At 69.1% G+C, this 17,224-nt stretch carries 16 protein-coding genes; 7 read left to right on the forward strand and 9 right to left on the reverse strand.

All coding sequences use genetic code 11. The features are described 5' to 3' along the window. Window positions 1–2: 2 nt before the first annotated feature. A complete protein-coding gene (locus DJ74_RS07225; RefSeq protein WP_094526848.1) occupies window positions 3–1,520 on the reverse strand; it encodes an MATE family efflux transporter in 1,518 nt (505 codons plus the stop codon). 288 nt (window positions 1,521–1,808) lie between these two features. Between DJ74_RS07225 and DJ74_RS07230 the strand changes: the two genes are divergently transcribed. After that, window positions 1,809–2,003 (forward strand): cold-shock protein, encoded by a 195-nt coding sequence (locus DJ74_RS07230; protein WP_004045866.1) that lies wholly within the window; start codon window positions 1,809–1,811, stop codon window positions 2,001–2,003. Window positions 2,004–2,120: 117 nt separating this feature from the next. Next, a complete protein-coding gene (locus DJ74_RS07235) occupies window positions 2,121–2,660 on the forward strand; it encodes a hypothetical protein (protein ID WP_094526810.1) in 540 nt (179 codons plus the stop codon). A gap of 15 nt (window positions 2,661–2,675) precedes the next feature. Here DJ74_RS07235 and DJ74_RS07240 read toward each other — a convergent pair whose 3' ends face one another. Both DJ74_RS07240 and DJ74_RS07245 read right to left on the reverse strand, forming a co-directional pair. Continuing rightward, the gene (locus tag DJ74_RS07240) at window positions 2,676–3,644 is read right to left on the reverse strand and encodes an oxidoreductase (protein WP_094525509.1); all 969 of its coding nucleotides are present in this window, start codon (window positions 3,642–3,644) and stop codon (window positions 2,676–2,678) included. Window positions 3,645–3,735: 91 nt separating this feature from the next. Continuing rightward, window positions 3,736–4,815: a hypothetical protein gene (locus tag DJ74_RS07245; protein WP_094526811.1), complete on the reverse strand. Its 1,080-nt coding sequence runs from the start codon at window positions 4,813–4,815 to the stop codon at window positions 3,736–3,738. Window positions 4,816–5,061: 246 nt separating this feature from the next. Here DJ74_RS07245 and DJ74_RS07250 point away from each other — a divergent pair, with 246 nt between their 5' ends. The 3 genes from DJ74_RS07250 to DJ74_RS07260 are packed head-to-tail and all read left to right on the forward strand — an operon-like array spanning window position 5,062 to window position 9,661. Next, window positions 5,062–7,539: a DNA topoisomerase VI subunit B gene (locus tag DJ74_RS07250; protein ID WP_094526812.1), complete on the forward strand. Its 2,478-nt coding sequence runs from the start codon at window positions 5,062–5,064 to the stop codon at window positions 7,537–7,539. Next, a complete protein-coding gene (locus DJ74_RS07255) occupies window positions 7,540–8,625 on the forward strand; it encodes a DNA topoisomerase IV subunit A (RefSeq protein ID WP_094526813.1) in 1,086 nt (361 codons plus the stop codon). 13 nt (window positions 8,626–8,638) lie between these two features. After that, window positions 8,639–9,661, forward strand: coding sequence for a PfkB family carbohydrate kinase (locus DJ74_RS07260; protein WP_141212681.1), 1,023 nt, complete (start codon window positions 8,639–8,641; stop codon window positions 9,659–9,661). 41 nt (window positions 9,662–9,702) lie between these two features. On the opposite strand, the gene DJ74_RS07265 is transcribed toward DJ74_RS07260, so the two are convergent. Beyond that, the gene (locus DJ74_RS07265; RefSeq protein WP_094525514.1) at window positions 9,703–9,939 is read right to left on the reverse strand and encodes a CDGSH iron-sulfur domain-containing protein; all 237 of its coding nucleotides are present in this window, start codon (window positions 9,937–9,939) and stop codon (window positions 9,703–9,705) included. A 104-nt stretch (window positions 9,940–10,043) separates the two neighbouring features. Here DJ74_RS07265 and msrB point away from each other — a divergent pair, with 104 nt between their 5' ends. Further along, entirely contained in the window at window positions 10,044–10,463 is a 420-nt protein-coding gene (gene msrB, locus DJ74_RS07270; protein ID WP_094525515.1) for a peptide-methionine (R)-S-oxide reductase MsrB, read from the forward strand. Between the two features lie 138 nt (window positions 10,464–10,601). Here the strand turns inward: msrB and DJ74_RS07275 are convergent, their stop codons facing one another. The 5 genes from DJ74_RS07275 to DJ74_RS07295 form a co-directional block, all read right to left on the reverse strand. After that, window positions 10,602–11,390 carry a sensor histidine kinase KdpD gene (locus DJ74_RS07275; RefSeq protein WP_094526815.1) on the reverse strand — a complete coding sequence of 263 codons (789 nt, stop codon included), beginning with the start codon at window positions 11,388–11,390 and terminating at the stop codon, window positions 10,602–10,604. Between the two features lie 76 nt (window positions 11,391–11,466). Next, window positions 11,467–12,621, reverse strand: a complete 1,155-nt coding sequence (locus DJ74_RS07280) for an acyl-CoA dehydrogenase family protein (RefSeq protein WP_094526816.1) — start codon at window positions 12,619–12,621, stop codon at window positions 11,467–11,469. A 156-nt stretch (window positions 12,622–12,777) separates the two neighbouring features. Next, window positions 12,778–13,926, reverse strand: coding sequence for an N-methyl-L-tryptophan oxidase (gene solA, locus DJ74_RS07285; RefSeq protein WP_094526817.1), 1,149 nt, complete (start codon window positions 13,924–13,926; stop codon window positions 12,778–12,780). Window positions 13,927–14,016: 90 nt separating this feature from the next. Further along, the gene (locus tag DJ74_RS07290) at window positions 14,017–15,159 is read right to left on the reverse strand and encodes a pyridoxal phosphate-dependent aminotransferase (RefSeq protein WP_094526818.1); all 1,143 of its coding nucleotides are present in this window, start codon (window positions 15,157–15,159) and stop codon (window positions 14,017–14,019) included. After that, window positions 15,156–15,644 (reverse strand): Lrp/AsnC family transcriptional regulator, encoded by a 489-nt coding sequence (locus DJ74_RS07295; RefSeq protein WP_094525520.1) that lies wholly within the window; start codon window positions 15,642–15,644, stop codon window positions 15,156–15,158. Before DJ74_RS07295 ends, DJ74_RS07290 begins: the two co-directional genes overlap by 4 nt. Window positions 15,645–15,778: 134 nt before the next feature. On the opposite strand from DJ74_RS07295, the gene DJ74_RS07300 reads away from it, so the two are divergent. After that, entirely contained in the window at window positions 15,779–16,645 is an 867-nt protein-coding gene (locus DJ74_RS07300; protein ID WP_094525521.1) for an aldo/keto reductase, read from the forward strand. The last annotated feature ends 579 nt before the right edge of the window (window positions 16,646–17,224 follow it).

The raw sequence follows: 17,224 nt of genomic DNA on the forward strand, positions 1-17,224 counted from the left end.
CGTCAGTCGTCGACCGTCTCGGCCGAGACGTCCGGGCCTTCGACCCCCTCCCCCTCCCCTTCTTCCCGGTCTCCGCGGTCGTCGCCCGGCGCGACCGCCGCACCGCCCCCCTCGTCGACGACTCCCTCCGTCCACGTCCCGCGCAGGAACCACGCCACGCCGACCGCGAAGGAGACCACGGCGGCCATCGCGTACGCCCACCAGAGCCCCACGACGCCCCAGTCGAGCCCGACGTAGCTGATCTCGATCGCGGGGACGTCGACGGGACCGACCGCCCCGCCGCCGAGCGTGATCCCGACCGCCCCGAACGCGAGCAGGGCGGCGAGCGGAATCCGGACGGCCCACCGGGAGAGCAGCGAGAGCGCCAGCGCCGCCTTGGTGTGGCCCGCGCCGCGGAACGCGCCCTGTATCACCATGAGCCCGCCGAAGAACGCCCACGACAGCGCGATGACGCGGAGGAAGACGACCCCCTCGGCGACCGTCGCCGGGTCGTCGATGAAGACGCGCATCGCGACCGCCGGAAACAGCCAGACCGCGCCGCCGGCGACGCCGAGTAGCGCCATGGTCCCTAGCGTGGCGACGCGGGTGACGGCGACGGCGCGGTCGGGCGTCTCCGCGCCGAGGTTCTGTCCGACCCCCGTCGCGGTCGCCTGCCCGACCGCGCCCGCGACCGACCACGAGACGGACATGAGCCTGACGCCGATCCCGTAGGCCGCGGTCGCGGCCGGGCCGAATCGAGCGACCAGCGCGGCCATGAAGACGGCCGCGAACGACCGCGCCCACCCGTCGAGCGTCGCCGGGTACCCCACGCCGATCAGCTTCCGGAGGATCTCCGGGTTCGGCGCGAGGTCGCGGACGTACAGCTTCACCCCCCAGTCGCCGCGCAGCAGAATCCAGACGCCCGTCGCGGTCGCGAAGAGGCGCGCGATCAGCGTCGCGATCGCGGCCCCGCGCGTCCCGAGTGGCGGGACCGGCCCCCATCCGAGGATGAAGACGGGATCGATGACGATGTTGATCCCCGCGGAGATCCCGACCAGCCACATCGCCGTCGTCGTGTCGCCCGCGCCCTGCAGGGAGGCGCGGAACGCGAAGAAGAGGAACGTGAGCGGGAGCGTGAGGAGGATCACCTCGATGTAGGCGAGCGACTCGACGAACACCGCGTCCCGCGCGCCGATCCAGTAGAGCAGCCGGTGACGGGCCGCGAACCCGAGGGCGGCGAGGGCGACGGAGACCGCGACCGCGAGCAGCACCGTCTGTCCCACGACCTCGTCGGCGCGCCGGTCGTTGCCGGCGCCGACGTGCTGGGAGACCAGGGCGATCGTCGCGGCCGTGAGGCCCACCGCGGTCGAGACGAACATCCACGACAGCGGGAACATGAGCGAGACGGCGGCGACGGCCTCGGTGCTCACCCGCCCGACCCAGAACATGTCCGCGAGGTTGTACAGCGTCTGGAGGAGGTTCCCGAGCACCAGCGGCCACGCGAGGTCGAACAGCTTCGGCGAGATGGCTCCCGCCGTCATGTCGACCCGAGCGTCGTCTTTCGCCACGAGTTACGTTCGAACGTACGGCCGCTCGCGACCTAACGTTTCGGGAAACGGTTCGCGATCCGACTCGCGGGCCGATGCGGGCGCGGACGGTGCCGCGCGCGACCGGCGGCGATTCCGACGTTCCGGCCGCGAAGGGGTCCGCCGCGGCGATCCGGTCCGGAAAAACGGACATAGAGCCTGTCCGGGTCTGAGAGCGTCGAATACGGGTGGATCGGAGCGCACACAACACTTATCATCCAGTCGGGAGTGTGTCCGAATGCGATGGCGACAGGTAAGGTCGACTTCTTCAACGACACCGGCGGCTACGGATTCATCGAGACTGACGACGCTGACGAAGACGTATTCTTCCACATGGAAGACGTCGGCGGCCCGGACCTCGAGGAAGGCCAGGAGGTAGAGTTCGAGATCGAGGAGGCGGACAAGGGTCCGCGCGCGACGAACCTCACTCGGCTGTAGCTCGCTCGGCCGTACCCGCGACCGGCGACGGCGGACAGCTCTCGAAACGCGTTCCGCGTATATTACACCGCGAGCGGCGTCGCCGGTGTTTTGACCTCCGAGCCAGAGGACGCCGACATGGACGTCGACGACCTCGACGAGTTCGTCGCCGAGCACCTCGACCGCTACGCCGAGACGCAGGGAGTCCTCCCCGAGCGGCTCGACGAGTTCGGCGACAGGTACCGGGCGCAGGGGCACCTGACCCGCGAACAGCTGTACGACATCGCCTACGAGTCGTCGACGCGGAGCGCGTACCACGTCCGGAAGAACCCGGAGCGGCGCTGTCGGGAGGTGACCCGCAACGCCCGCGCCGTCGACGGGGACTTCTCGACGATCCACCTGATCACGGGGCTCACCGGGTTCAAGGCGCCGACGGCGTCGTGCGTGGTCGCCGCGCTCGACGGCGACCGCCACGCCGTCGTCGACACCCGCGTCTGGGCGTCGCTGGAGCGGTTGGGGTATCTCGACGGGCGGAAGGAGTCGTTCGACGCCGCCGACTACGTGACGATGATCGAACCGATCCGCGAGATCGCCGAGGAGACGGGTCACCGCGCGGTCGACGTCGGCTACGCGCTGTTCGCGCACGACGACCGCGTGCGGGAGGGCACGCTGCATTAGTCGCCGCGGTTTCTTTTAAATAGGAAACTCGACGCCGGTCGCCTCCTCGGAGTACTCCCAGAGCCGGCGGGCGTCCGCGCGGTCGTACGAGGCGTCGTTCGACCGGCCGACGGTCGGCGTCCCCCGCATGTTCATGAGACCGCCCGGCTCCACGTAGGCGCCGCCGTCGACGTCGGCGGTCGCGGCGTACAGCATTGGGAGGGCGCCCGTCGCGGCGTCCTGTCCGAGCACCGCGTTCGCGGCCTTCATCCCGACCTTCATCAGGGGGTTACCGCTCGCCTCCGCGGTGCGGTGCTGGAGGTTCGTCGCCGCGTAGCCCGGGTGGCAGGCGACGCTTCGGATCTCGGGGTCGTCGCCCCCGTCGTTCCCCCTCGCGTCGGCGATCCGCCGCTGGAGCTCGTAGGCGAACAGCAGGTTCGCGAGCTTGCTCCGGCCGTACGCCTTCCACTTCCCGTACGAGCGCTCCCAGTTGAGGTCCGAGAAGTCCATCTCGCCCTGCTCGTGGGCGCCAGACGACTGCGTGACGACGCGGGCCGCCCCGCCGATCCCCTCGGCGGCGTCCAAGAGCGGGAACAGGCGCCCCGTGAGCGCGAAGTGGCCGAGGTGGTTGACGCCGAACTGGGTCTCGAAGCCGTCCTCGGTCTCGCTCCGCGGGATCGCCATCACCCCGGCGTTGTTACAGCAGACGTCGACCGCGTCGTAGTCGGCGGCGAGTCCCTCGGCGAAGGCCGCTACCGAGTCGAGGGAGGCGAGGTCGCACTCGCGGACGTCGAGGTTGAGGTCCTCGCGATCGAGGGCGCTCTCGCGTCGGATCTCGTCGGCGGCGCGATCGCCGCGCCGCACGCTCCGGCACGCCATCACGACCGTCGCCCCCTTTTCGGCGAACGCACGGGTCCCCTCGTAGCCGAGTCCGCTGTTCGCCCCGGTGACGACCACAGTTTTTCCGTCCAGTCGCGGCATCTCGTCGGTCGTCCAGCCTGACATGGGAGACGGAAGGGGTCTCACGCGGAGAAAGCTGTCGGCGGGCGAACCGGTAACGGATAAATACAGCGCGAAACGAGACGCGCCCCCGCGATCAAACCTGCTCGAATTTCTCGAGCACCACGGCGATCACGTCCTTCGACGGAACGTCGCGGACTCTGTATTTGGTCGGGTGCCGCTGGTCGTGCGGGTACGCATCCGGCTGTGGGACGCTGTACTCTTCGTTGCCGTTGAAATTCCGGAGGAACTCTCGCGTGATCATCGGCTCGACGAACGCCAGACGCGACGAGTCGGCGTCACCGATGAACCCCTGGATGAGTGTGTTATCGAAGGCACCCGGATCACCGACATCGTCCGGTCCGTCGGGTAGTTCGGGCGCGTCCGCAGGGGCCGTGTGTTCGCCCATGTCCCTGATGTATCGCTGGTCGGCGACCGGATCGGGCGCCCGCGCGTACCCCTCGGGGAGCTGGTCGTAATCGAAATTCGTGTCGGTCACCTTTCCATCAAAATCCGGTGCTGGGCTTCCGGACGTGTACTCCCCGTTCCCGGTGTCATACGGCGGGAGCCGCGGCCCCTCGACGGCGTCGACCGTCGCGGGGTCGAGCATATGGAAGTGGATGTCGAAGTGCGGCTTGAGCCACGCGCCCTTGCCGCCGAAGTGACCGCCCGGATTCCAGTTGAGTCCCAAGAACGTGAATGGTGTGTCTGCCGTGTCCGGGAACGGGACGAAGAACTGAAGCGAGTACTTGTAGTGCACCTCCAGCGCCTCCCCGGTCGGGTTATATTTATCCGCGTATGGACCGTGGCCTGAGCTCTCTGCGGCATTCTTGAGCTCTTCTGCACTTGGTAACGCTTCCAGCGCCGCGCGGTCGAACTCAACACCGTGGTACTCCGTTTCTCCCGATGGCGTCACTTTCGTGAACGTCCTGACGATACCCTTTCCGAGTTTTATGGGTCTCCCGTACTCTGTCAGTCGCTTCGGAGGGAATTTGCCTCCTCCGGAGTCGCTTCCGCCGTTTCCGTTGCCCGGTTTGCCTGCGACGGTCGACGACCCCCAGACGATGGCGGCACCGGCCGCGGCCACTCCCCGGAGAACCCCGCGTCGGTTCGCGTCCCGCGGTCGGTCCGCGTTTCGCGCTCGACTCGGCTCTCCACTCGCGTCGTCGTTTGCCATGGGTGTGCTGCCTCCCGGCACGGTCGTTGACAAGGCACATGTTACCGTGCCACTATATACAATAATTTTATGTTATTTTAAATTATTGATGACAGGGTCGCGACGGAAGCGCTCTCGCAGTCGCCCGAAGTCCACAACGCGAGAGCGACCAATATATCCGAATGAGACGGCGTCTGACGCCGGGATCCACTTTCACCGCGCCGGCGGTGCGTTTTTAGGTGCCTCGGTGGAAGGGAGGGGTACCGAATGACGTCCTTCCAGTCGACGATCGGCGACGAGGAGGGGATCGCGGAGGAGCTGGCCGAGGGCCAGCGCGAGATCTCCATCGCCGAGTTCTTCGAGAAGAACAAGCACATGCTCGGGTTCGACTCGGGCGCCCGCGGGCTCGTAACCGCCGTCAAGGAGGCGGTCGACAACGCCCTGGACGCGACCGAGGAGGCCGGCGTCCTCCCCGACATCTACATCGAGATCGAGGAGGTGGGCGACTACTACCGGCTCGTCATCGAGGACAACGGGCCGGGCATCACGAAAGCGGAGCTCCCGAAAGTGTTCGGGAAGCTCCTGTACGGTTCGAGGTTTCATACACGTGAACAGAATCGCGGTCAACAGGGAATCGGGATTTCAGCGGCCGTACTGTACTCGCAGTTGACGTCCGGCCAGCCCGCGAAGATCACCTCGCGCCCGAAGGGGCAGTCGCGGGCGCAGTACTTCGAGCTCATCATCGACACCGACACGAACGAGCCGGAGATCAAGGCGGACGAGGAGGCGACGTGGGACCGCCCCCACGGCACCCGCATCGAGCTGGAGATGGAGGCGAACATGCGGGCCCGTCAGCAGCTCCACGACTACGTGAAACACACCGCGGTCGTCAACCCCCACGCCCGGATCGAACTCCGCGAGCCGGGGCTCGACGAGCCGATGAAGTTCGAGCGCGCGACCGACGATCTACCGGCTGAGACGAAGGAGATCCGCCCGCACCCCCACGGGGTCGAGCTCGGCGCGCTGATCAAGATGCTGGAGGCGACCGAGTCGTACTCGGTGTCCGGGTTCCTCCAGGAGGAGTTCACGCGGGTCGGCAAGAAGACCGCGGACAGCGTCATCGACAACTTCCGGGACGTCTACTACGGGCGCGAGCTCTCGTGGACGCCGCCGCGCGCGCACGACGACCGCGACGTCGCGGCCGCGGTGAGCGAAGCGGTGGCCAACAAGGGGAAGGCGGCGACGACCGCCTTCGCGGAAGGCGTCGCCGAGACGGTCTCGGGGAACGACCGGCTGAGCCGGTCCGAGCTCGCGACGATCGTCGGGAACGTCGCCGACGGCGTCGAGGACGACACCGGGAAGACGTTCGGCGAGACCGTCCGGGAGAACGCGGTCGACGCGGCGTGGCGGGCGATCACCGGGGTCGACACCGACGGCGAGCCGGTCGGGGCCGCCGCGGGAGACGCGGCCGGCGACGGCGAGGACGACGGGGGAGAGGCCGACTCCCCCCTCGTCGCCGACGCGTACGCGCTCGTCGACGAGGCGACGTCGACTCGGAAGGACGACGCCGCGGTCCAGGCGATGGCCGACGCGCTGACGCGCCGGTTCCTGAACCTCGACGGCGACGCCTTCCGGATCGCTCGCGACGACCTGGATCGGCTCGTCGCCGACGCGGCGAACTTCGTCGCCGAACAGCACGACGCGACGTTCGGAGAGACCGCCCGCGAGAACGTCGTCGAAGCGTTCTGGTCCCGGGCGCGCACCGTGCCGGACGACCCGCCGAAGGTGCGCGACGTCGCCGCCGACCGCGACGCCGCGGCCGACCTGCTCGAAGCGATGCGCACCACGGACATCCTCGCGCCGCCGACCGACTGCCTCGCGCCCATCACGGCCGAGCTCGTCGAAGCCGGGCTCCGCAAGGAGTACGACGCCGACTTCTACGCGGCGGCGACCCGCGACGCCGAGGTCCACGGCGGCGACCCGTTCATCGTCGAGGCCGGCATCGCCTACGGGGGGAATATTCCGGCGGAGGGCTCCGTCGAGCTGCTCCGGTTCGCGAACCGCGTCCCGCTCGTCTACCAGCGCGGCGCCTGCGCGACGACGGACGTGATCAAGTCGATCGGCTGGCGCAACTACGGGCTCGACCAGCCCGGCGGCTCGGGGATGCCGAACGGGCCGGCCGTGATCAGCATCCACGTCGCCTCCACGAACGTCCCGTTCACGAGCGAGTCGAAGGACGCGCTCGCGAACGTCCCCGCGATCGAAGACGAGATCGAGCTCGCCGTGCGGGAGGCCGCTCGGGAGCTGAAGTCGTTCCTCAACAAGCGCCGCTCGATGCAGCAGCGCCGCGAGAAGCAGGACGTGCTCGGGAAGATCCTCCCGGAGATGGCCGACAAGGTCTCCGAGGTCACGGGCCGCCCGCGCCCCGACATCGACGGCGCGCTGGCGCGGATCATGAACAACGTCAGCGTCGATCGCGAGGTGTCCGACGGCACCGTGACGCTGGTCGTCGAGAACCACTCGGACGTGAACGAGCAGTTGGAGATCACCGATATCGTCACGACCGAGCCGACCGACCCCTCGGACGGGACGGTCGTCGACATGGACGGCGAGTGGTTCGTCCAGTGGAAGCCCGAGGTCCCCTCGGGCGACGAGCGGGAACTGACGTACGCCGTCGACGACGACGCCGAGTTCGAGGTCAGCGTCGGCGGCGTCGAGACGGAGAAACTCACGGTGAACGCGTAAATGACGACAGACACAGACGCACGAGACGAGCTGATCGACCTGGCCGCCGACTTCTACGACCAGTTCGCGGGCGGGAAGATCCCGGAGCTGCAGCTCCCGACGCGGACGAAGAGCAACATCGAGTACGACACGGAGAGCGGCGTGTGGACGTACGGCGACCGCACGTCGACGCGCAGCGCCAACTCGGTTCGGGGCGCTCGGAAGCTTTTGAAGGCGGCGTACACGATCGAGTTCCTCGCCAATCAGCTCGACGAGGGGCGCTCCTCGACGCTGCGGGAGCTGTACTACCTCTCGGAGTCGTGGGACAACGACGAGGCCCAGTTCAAGTCGCAGGACGAGTCCAACGACCTCGTGGAGGACCTGGAGATCGTCACGGGGGTCACCCGCGAGGACTTCCACATGCGTCCGGAGGAGTCGGGGGCGACCCTGATGGGACCGCTGGAGATCCGCGAGCAGACCCGCCGCGGCGAGCGCGAGATCCACTGCCAGGAGGACGTCGGCGAGGGCGGGTACCAGATCCCGAACAACCCGGACATGATCGAGTTCCTCGACGACGACATCGACTTCGCGCTCGCGGTGGAGACCGGCGGGATGCGCGACCGGCTCGTCGAGAACGGGTTCGACGAGGAGTACGACTGCCTCGTCATCCATTTAAAGGGCCAGCCGGCGCGAGCGACCCGCCGCATCACGAAGCGCGTCCACGACGAGCTCGACGTCCCCATCGCCGTCTTCGCCGACGGCGACCCGTGGTCCTACCGGATCTACGGCTCCGTGGCGTACGGCTCGATCAAGTCCGCGCACCTCTCGAAGTACCTCGCGACCCCGGAGGCGCAGTTCGTCGGGATCCAGCCCGAGGACATCGTCGAGTACGACCTCCCGGCCGACCCGCTCTCCGACTCGGACGTGAACGCCCTCGAGTCGGAGCTGGAGGACCCGCGCTTCCAGACCGACTACTGGGAGGAGCAGATCGAGCTCCAGCTCGACATCGGGAAGAAGTCCGAACAGCAGTCGCTCGCGAGCCGCGGGCTCGACTTCGTCACCGACACGTACCTCCCCGAGCGGCTCGGAGCGATGGGCGTGCTCTGAACGGAGGTGTCGCATGCCCTACGATCGGCTGCGGCGGCGTCTCACTGAGTCGGGGTCTCCGACTGTGACGACGCTCCCCGACGGAAGCGTCGACCACTTCTGTACGGTCGCCGAAGACGACGCCGAGTCGCCGGAGACCCGCGACGCGTTCGGCCGGGAGATCCTCGGAGATCGGTCGTCGTTCTCGTTCGCCGTCGAGGCGACCGAGCCCGGCGGCCAAGCGGTCAACGCGGCGAAACAGCTCCACGCGCTCGGCGGATCGGTCACCTGTTACGGCCACCTCGACGCGCCGGTATTCGAGTCGCTACCCTTCGATACCGTGTCGATGGGGGCTCCGGCGGTCGTGTACGTGTTCGGCTTCAGCGATCGGGACGTGATGTTCGTCGAGGCCGCCGACGTCGCGGAGTGGACCCTCGCGGAGGTACGCCGAGTCGCTGATCTCCCGGACGTGTTCGGGGGTGACGCCGTCTGCTGTAGTAACTGGGACTCCGTGGCGGGGCTCGAAAGCGCGTTCCACCGGCTGAGCGACGCGGACGTCCCGCGGATCCCCTTCGTTTTCGACCCGGGCGATATCGTCGGGTGCGGGCCCGACGAGATCGGTGCGTTGCTCGACGCAATGGCCGCTCTCCAAGACGCGTTCGACGTGGTGTACTCCGCCAATCGGCAGGAAGTCCGGGCGACGGCCGCGCCCCTGTCCGGACCGTTCGACCACGACCTCGCCCGACTCGCCGCGATCCGAGCGGAGACGGGCGTCACGGCCGCGGTGATGCACGCGAGAGACGAGGCCGCCGCCGCCGTCACGTCCGACGATCGTCTGCGGGTCAGCAACTACAGCGTCGAGCGTCCGGTCCGACACACCGGTGGCGGCGATCGATTCACCGGCGGGCTCGGCCACGCGCTGGCGTGCGGGTGGGATTGGGACGTCGCGCTGGCGTGTGGAAACGCCTGTGCGGTCTCCTACGTCGAATCCGGCAGTACCGGCGGTCCGAACGAGATCGCCGCATTCCTCGACGAGAGGCCTCCCGTCGACTCCTGAGCGAACGCCTCCCCGCTACCACCCGACCGTCTCAGGTTCGCTTACCGGTCTTCGGACGCGATCTCGTCGATCTCGCGCCGCTCGCCGTCGGCGTCGTCGTTCGCGTACTTATATACGACGCCGTCCGCCTCGTCGGCGGTCGCGTTGTGCGACCCGTCACAGAGCGGCTTCGAGTCGGAGAGGCCGCACTGACAGACGTATATCTTGCCGTCGTCGCCGGTGTCGGACTCGTCGAGTATCGCCGGACCGCGCTCCTCGTGGGTGACTTCGCGCGCCATGTCACGTCGATCCGTGCCCGCAGGCATACGGTTTGGGGCCGGTCCGGGCGGGGCGACCGAGACCCCGCCGGAACCGCCTTGGGCGTGGGGCCCGTACTCGGCGTATGAGCGAGACCGAGGAGGGAGACGCGGTCGACCCGGGAGAGCTGACCGACGAGGAGTGGCGCGAGCGGCTCTCCGAGGAGGAGTACCGCGTGCTCCGCGAGAGCGGCACGGAGGCGAAGTTCTCGGGCGAGTACGTCGACCACCACCCCGACGACGGGGAGTACCGCTGTCGGGCCTGCGGGACCGTCCTCTTCGACGCCGAGACGAAGTACGAGTCCGGCTGCGGCTGGCCCGCGTTCTACGCGGCCGAGGAGGAGTCGGTGACGACGACGGTCGACACGAGCCACGGGATGCGCCGCACCGAGGTGCGGTGCGCGAACTGCGATTCCCACTTGGGCCACGTGTTCGACGACGGCCCCGAGCCGACCGGGAAGCGGTTCTGCATCAACTCGGTCGCGATGGAGTACGACGACGAGTGAGCGCGCTCGGTGCGCCCGGGGAACCGACGCTGGTGGCGTTGATCACGCTGGCGGCGTTGATGACGCTGGCGGCGTTGGTGGCGGCGCTGGCGGCGCGGACGGAGAGACTGGCGGAGAGACCGGCGACGCCCTCGCGCCCTACTCCGCCAGCGAGAGCCTGACGACGAACACCGCCCCCTTCGGCTCGTTGTCCTCGATCCACACGTCCCCGTCGTAAATCTCGACGAGCGACCGGACTAGGTACAGCCCGATACCGGCGCCCGGGCTGTCGAGTCCCTTCTCTCCTTTCCCGAACACCTCGTCGCGCTGGCCCTCGGGGATCCCGGGCCCGTTGTCGGCGACGCGTACCTCGACGACGCCCTCGCCCTCGTCGAGGGTCGCCGACACCGTCACCGTCGGCGGCGTCTCGTCGTTGTGCTGGACCGCGTTCCGCAGGAGGTTCCGGAACACCGAGCTCAGCATCTCGTCGGCGACGACCTCCTCGTCGGGGAACGATCCCTCGACGGTGAACACCGCCTCCGAGTACGCCGAGCGGACCTCCTCGACCTGCTGGGAGAGGACCCTATCGAGCGCGACGCGGCTCGGGTCGGTGTCCTCCCGGAGCATGACCTCGGCCAGGTCGCGGACCGTCGTGGTCAGCGAGACCGCGCTCTGGGTGTTGCGCTTTATGACCTCTAGGTACTCCTTCCCGTCCTCGTCGACGTGGTCGTCGAGCAGTTCGGCGTACGCCCCGACCAGCTGGAGGTCGTTGCGGATGTCGTGGCGCATCACCTGGTTCAGCAGGCGGAGGTCGTCGCGCTGGCGCTTGAGGCGTTCCTCCGGGGTCACGCCGTCGGCGTCCGCGTCGCCGCTCGCGCTCCCGGCCGACTCGGCGTCCGCGCCGTCGCTCGCGCTCCCGGCCGGCTCGGCGTCCGCACCGTCGCTCATGTCAGTGACGAAGGGCCGCCGCCGGTTTTTATATACCGGTCGCGAGCGGGGGGCGCGAGCGACCCGACGGAGTCGCTCACAACCCCTCGTCGAGCAGTTCGCGAGCGATGATGTTCTTCTGGATCTCGGTGGTCCCCTCGTATATCTGGGTGATCTTCGCGTCGCGGTAGAGCCGCTCGACGTCGTGATCGTTGACGAAGCCGGCGCCGCCGTGGACCTGGACCGCCTCGTCGGCGACGTCGACGGCGACCCGCGAGGCGAACTCCTTGGCCATCGACGCGAGCGCGGTGAGATCGGCGGCCTCGTTGTCGACCGCCCACGCGGAGCGGTAAGTGAGCCAGCGGGCGGCCTCCGTGTTCGTGTGCATCTCCGCGAGCTTGTGTTTGATCGCCTGGAAGTCGCTGATCGGGCGGTCGAACTGCTCGCGCTCCTCCGCGTACTCAAGTGCGCGCTCGGCCGCGCCGCGGGCGATCCCGACGCCCTGCGCGGCGACCGCGGTGCGTGTCTCGTCGAAGAACTGCATCAGCTGGAGGAATCCCATCCCGCGCTGGCCGATCAGGTTCTCCTCCGGCACCCTGACGTCGTCGAAGCGGAGCTCCGCGGTGTCGCTCGCTCGGATACCGAGCTTCCCGGTGATCTTGTCGCGGGTGAGCCCGTCGCGGTCGCCCTCGACGAGGATCTGCGAGTAGCCGGAGTAGCGGTCGTCGATCTCCGGGTCGGTCTCGCAGACGACGACGAAGTAGTCGGCGACGGTGCCGTTCGTGATCCACATCTTCGACCCGTTGATCACCCACTCGTCGCCGTCCTTCTCCGCGCGGGTCTCGACCGACGTCACGTCCGAGCCCGCCTGCGGCTCCGAGATCGCCGAGCCCATCACCGCGTCGCCGGCGGTCACCTCCGGGAGGACGCGCTCCTTCTGTGCCTCCGTACCGAACTCCATCAGCGCCTCGGCGCCGAACCCGGCGCTGGAGACGCAGAGGCCGATCCCGGGGTCGGCCGCGAACAGCTCCTCGGTCAGGATCGCGTTCTCCACCGACGAGTACCCGACGCCGCCGTACTCGACCGGGACGTGCGGCGCGAGCAGGCCCATCTCGGCGGCCTTCTCCATGACCTCGTGCGGGTACTTTTCATCGACGTCGTACTCCGTCGCGACCGGCCGGATCTCCTCGTCGGCGAACTTCCGCACCTCGTCGCGAAGCTGTCGTTGCTCGTCGGTCAGCTGGAACTCCATGTTCACCCGATCCGCCGAATTCATCATAATTATTCGTAAATGACGAGGAATCCGGAGCGCGTTTATCACGGCGTCCCGGCACGGCGGGCGTCGGATCGCGCCGTGTCTTCCGGTCGGCGCCCGTGTCGACGGATCGTCGACCGCGAGCGGTCGGGGTTACCCCCGTCCGTCACCGACCCCGTCGAACCGATCGAGAGCGAACGGGTCTGCGTCGACCGGCGGGTCCGAGTCCGTGGCGAGCGCGGCGGCGACCTCGCCGACGACCGGCGCCGTCTTGAACCCGTGTCCGGACATCCCGACCGCGACGACGACGTTCCCACCGTCGGGGAGCGTGTCGATGATGTAGTCCCCGTCCGGCGTCTGCGACAGCACGCACGCCCTCGTCCCCAGCACCGCCCCGTCACCGGTCGGCGCGAAGTCGCGGGCGAACCCGCGCGCCGCCTCCGTCTCGGCCAGTCCCGCGTCGTGAATCTCGTCGGGATGGACGGCGCTCCCCTCGGCGTGGGTCGCCCCCACCTTGAATCCGGGAACGCGATGCCGGGGGAGGCCGTAGAAGTGCCGGCCGTCCTCGGTGTCCATCACGAACACCGGAAACGAGTCGGGCGCGAACGCGGCCGGGGTCCGCGGCCGGATCCGACAGGCAACGTGCCGCTCGCGCTCCACCAACCCCTCCACCGCGGCGACGTGGTCGGCGGCCCAAGCGCCCGACGCGACCACGAGCGAGTCGGCGTCGTAGTCCCGTCGCGGCGTCCGAACGCGGACCCCGTCCTCGCCCGCGGTCCAGTCGACTACCGGCTCGCGGGCCCGCAGCTCGGCGCCGTCCGCCATCGCCGCCTCGGCGAGCGCGACGAGACACCGCTCCGGGTCGAGGAGCCCGCCGTCGGGCTGGAACACGGCTCGGTACCCCTCGGGGAGGTCGTAGGCCGGAAACCGGTCGTTGACAGCGGCCGCGTCCAGCACCTCGTGGTCGATGTCGTGGGTGTGACAGGTCGCTCGCGCGCCGGTGAACGAGTCGCCCGACTCGGGCCCGACGGTCAGGGACCCGGTTCGATAAAAGAGGTCGGCCTCCGCGTCGCGGTCGAGTCGCTGCCACGCCCGTCGGCTCCGGCGAAGCATCGGCACGTACATCTCGCCCTCGTGGTAGGCGAGTCGGAAGATGCGGCTCGGTCCGTGCGAGGTCGCCCGCGGGTTCGGGAAGTCGCCTCGCTCCAACAGCAGCACGTCTCGACCCTCGCCGGCGAGCGCGCGGGCGGCCGCACACCCCACCACGCCCGCACCGACCACGACTGCGTCGTACTCGCCCATACCCGCTCGTGGCGGGCGACCGCGTTAGTCGTTTGGCTCCGAGAAGCGAGACCGACCGGGCGCGCTCGGCGGGCGCTCGGCGGACGCTCGTCAGTTACGCCCGTTGACGAACGTCGCGATCCGGTCGGTCGCCTCCTTCAGCTCGCGCATCGAGGTCGCGTACGACACCCGGAGGTGGCCCTCGCCGCCCGCGCCGAAGACGGAGCCGGGGACGACGGCGACGCCCTGCGCCTCCAGCAGCTCCTCGGCGAAGACCTCGTCGTCGCCCCCGCAGTCGGGGAAGGCGTAGAAGGCGCCGCCGGGCTCGAACGTGTCGAGGCCCATCTCGTTGAACCGGGAGACGACGAGTCGGCGGCGGCGGTTGTACTCGTCGACCATCTCGGTCACTTCGTCGTCGCAGCGGTCGAGCGCCTCGATCGCCGCGTACTGCGGCGTCGTCGGCGCCGACAGCATCGTGTACTGGTGGATCCGGTTCATCGCGTCGATCGCCTCGGTCGGTCCGAGCGCGTACCCGAGCCGGAGGCCGGTCATCGCGTACGCCTTCGAGAAGCCGTTGACGACGACGGTGCGCTCGCGCATCCCCGGCCGCGTGACGATCGAGGCGTGGTCGGTCCCGTACGTGAGCGCGGCGTAGATCTCGTCGGCGATCACCCGGATGTCGTTCTCGCGACAGAAGGCGGCGACCGCCGCGTACTGCTCGTCGGTCATGGTCGCGCCGGTCGGATTGTTCGGGTAACAGAGGACGAGGAGGTCCGCGTCGGCGGCGCCCGACGCCTCCAGCGCGCTCCGCGTGAGCGCGAAGTCGTCCTCGGCCCGCGTGGGGACCGTCAGCCGCTCGCCGCCGGCCAGTTCGATCCCCGGGCCGTAGGAGATGTACGTCGGCTCGTGGACCGCGACCGTGTCGCCGGGGTCGACGAGCGCGCGGAAGGCGAGGTCGACCGCCTCGCTCGCGCCGGTGGTGACGAGCACCTCCTCGGCCGGGTCGTACGGCTGGTCGTAGCGCTCGTGTTGGGCCGCGATCCGCTCGCGGAGGGCGGCCATTCCGCGGTTCGACGTGTAGGAGGTCTTCCCGCGTTCGAGCGAGTCGATCGCGGCGTTCCGGGCCGCCCACGGCGCCGAGAAGTCCGGCTCGCCGACGCCCAGCGAGATCACGTCGTCGCGCGCCTCCGCGAGCTCGAAGAACTTCCGGATCCCCGACTCGGGGAGGTCGCGCGCGCGCTCCGAGAGCCTCATGGCGAGACGGAGAGGCGGTCGTCGTCGTCGCCGTCCTCGAACCGCACCCCGCCGTCCTTGTACGTCTCCATGATGTAGTGAGTCACCGTCTGGGTGACCTCCGGCATGGGCGCGACCTGCTCGGAGATGAACCGGGAGACGTCCTGCATCGTCTCGCCGAGCACCTCGACGGCGAAGTCGTAGTCACCGGAAACGAGGTGGAGGGCGTCGACCGCCGGGAACTTCGCGATTCGGTCGGCGACCTGCTCGTACCCCGTTTCGCGGTCGAGCTCCACGTTGATCTCGACGACCGCCCGGATCTTCCCCTCGTCGACGCGGTCCCAGTCGATGACCGCCTGGTAGCCGTGGACCACGTTGTCCGCCTCCAGCGCCGCGATGGCCTCCTCTACCGCGGCGGCGTCGAGGCCCGTCTGGGCCGCGATGTCGTCGATGTCCTCGCGGGCGTTCCGCGCCAACACGTCGAGTACCTCGCGCTCGGCGTCCATACTTTACGATCACGCGGGGGCGGTTTATGAGTAGCGACGCGCGCAAGACGGGCCGTCGGCCGCGGCGCGCCGGTCGGCGCTCTCCCCCCTCCGCTATCCTTACGACTTTGGGGGCCGCACGCGTACGCCCGGCCATGTCACCAGCGACGACGACCCGGAGCGAGACGTTCGACGTCGGCGGCGACCTGACCGTCAATCGCCTCGGCTTCGGCGCGATGCGAGTCACGGGCGAGGACATCATCGGGCGGCCGGCCGACGAGGAGGAGGCCAAGCGGGTCCTCCGGCGGGCCGTCGAGCTCGGCGTCGACTTCGTGGACACCGCCGACTCCTACGGGCCGGGCGTCAGCGAACGCCTGATCGGCGAGGCCCTCGGCGACCCCGACGACGTGGTCGTCGCCTCGAAGGCCGGGCTGCTCCGCAACCGCGAGGGCGACTGGCTCCCCCACGGCGACCCGGACTTCCTGAAGAATCAGGTGCTGTGCAGCCTCGACCGGCTCGGGGCCGACACGATCGACCTCTACCAGTTCCATCGGCCCGACCCGGACACCGACTTCGAGGCCTCCGTCCACGCCTTCGCGGAGATGAAGGACGCCGGGCAGATCGCCCACGTCGGCCTCTCGAACGTCACCGTCGAACAGCTGGAGACGGCGACGGAGATCGTCGATATCGCGACCGTCCAGAACCGGTACAACGTCGGGCACCGAGACGACGAGGACGTGCTCCGCGCCTGCGAGCGCGACGACGTGGGGTTCATCCCGTGGGGGCCGATGTACGCGGTCTTTCAGGAGGGGCCGGCCGCCGTGCTCGACGAGGTCGCCGAGCGTCGCGACGCCACGCCACAGCAGGTCGCGCTGGCGTGGCTGCTCGAACACTCCGACGTGACGCTCCCGATCCCGGGCACGTCGAGCGTCGAACACCTCGAAACGAACGTCGCGGCCGCCGACCTCTCGCTGACCGACGAGGATATGGCAGCTCTGGACGAGATCGATCTGCGGGCGTAGAGCGCCGACGAGCGATGCGCCCCGATTCCTGAGCCCTCTCACGGCGTCCGGCCTCGGGTGCGTCGGCGTCAGTTCCCCGCGCTCGGGACGGCAGTCGCCGTGCCGGGGTGTCCAGGATCGTTCGGCGGCTAGCGGCGCGGGCGCTCGGACCTCACGGTCCGGAACGGCCGTCTTCGGCGACGACCGGCGCGGGCCGTTCGCGTGGACCGTCGATACCCGCCGCCGCTTCAGGAGCACCGTTCGGGCGGCCAGAGCGGCCGTCGCCGACGAGTGTGTCGAGCGAGCTAGCACCGCGGACGGAGGTACGCACGGCCCGCGTCGGAGGACTCACGTCGAACGACGCGACCCCCGTACCGTGAACGACGGCGTCCGGGTGCGGGTCGGTAACGACGGAGCCGATCGAGCCCGTTGGAGCACCCGATCGCTTTGACGTCGAAGGTCTCTCTCGGTCGGAGACGCGCCGACCCCCGGGCGATGACGGTCGCGACCCACACCCCTCGTTCGCCGTCCGTTGTCACGATGGCCGCCGTTCTCACCGACCTCGACCGCCCCGCCATCGTGTACGGCAGGTGGCCGCCA

The organism is Halorubrum sp. Ea8 (genome assembly GCF_002252925.1).
Taxonomy (GTDB): Archaea; Halobacteriota; Halobacteria; order Halobacteriales; family Haloferacaceae; genus Halorubrum.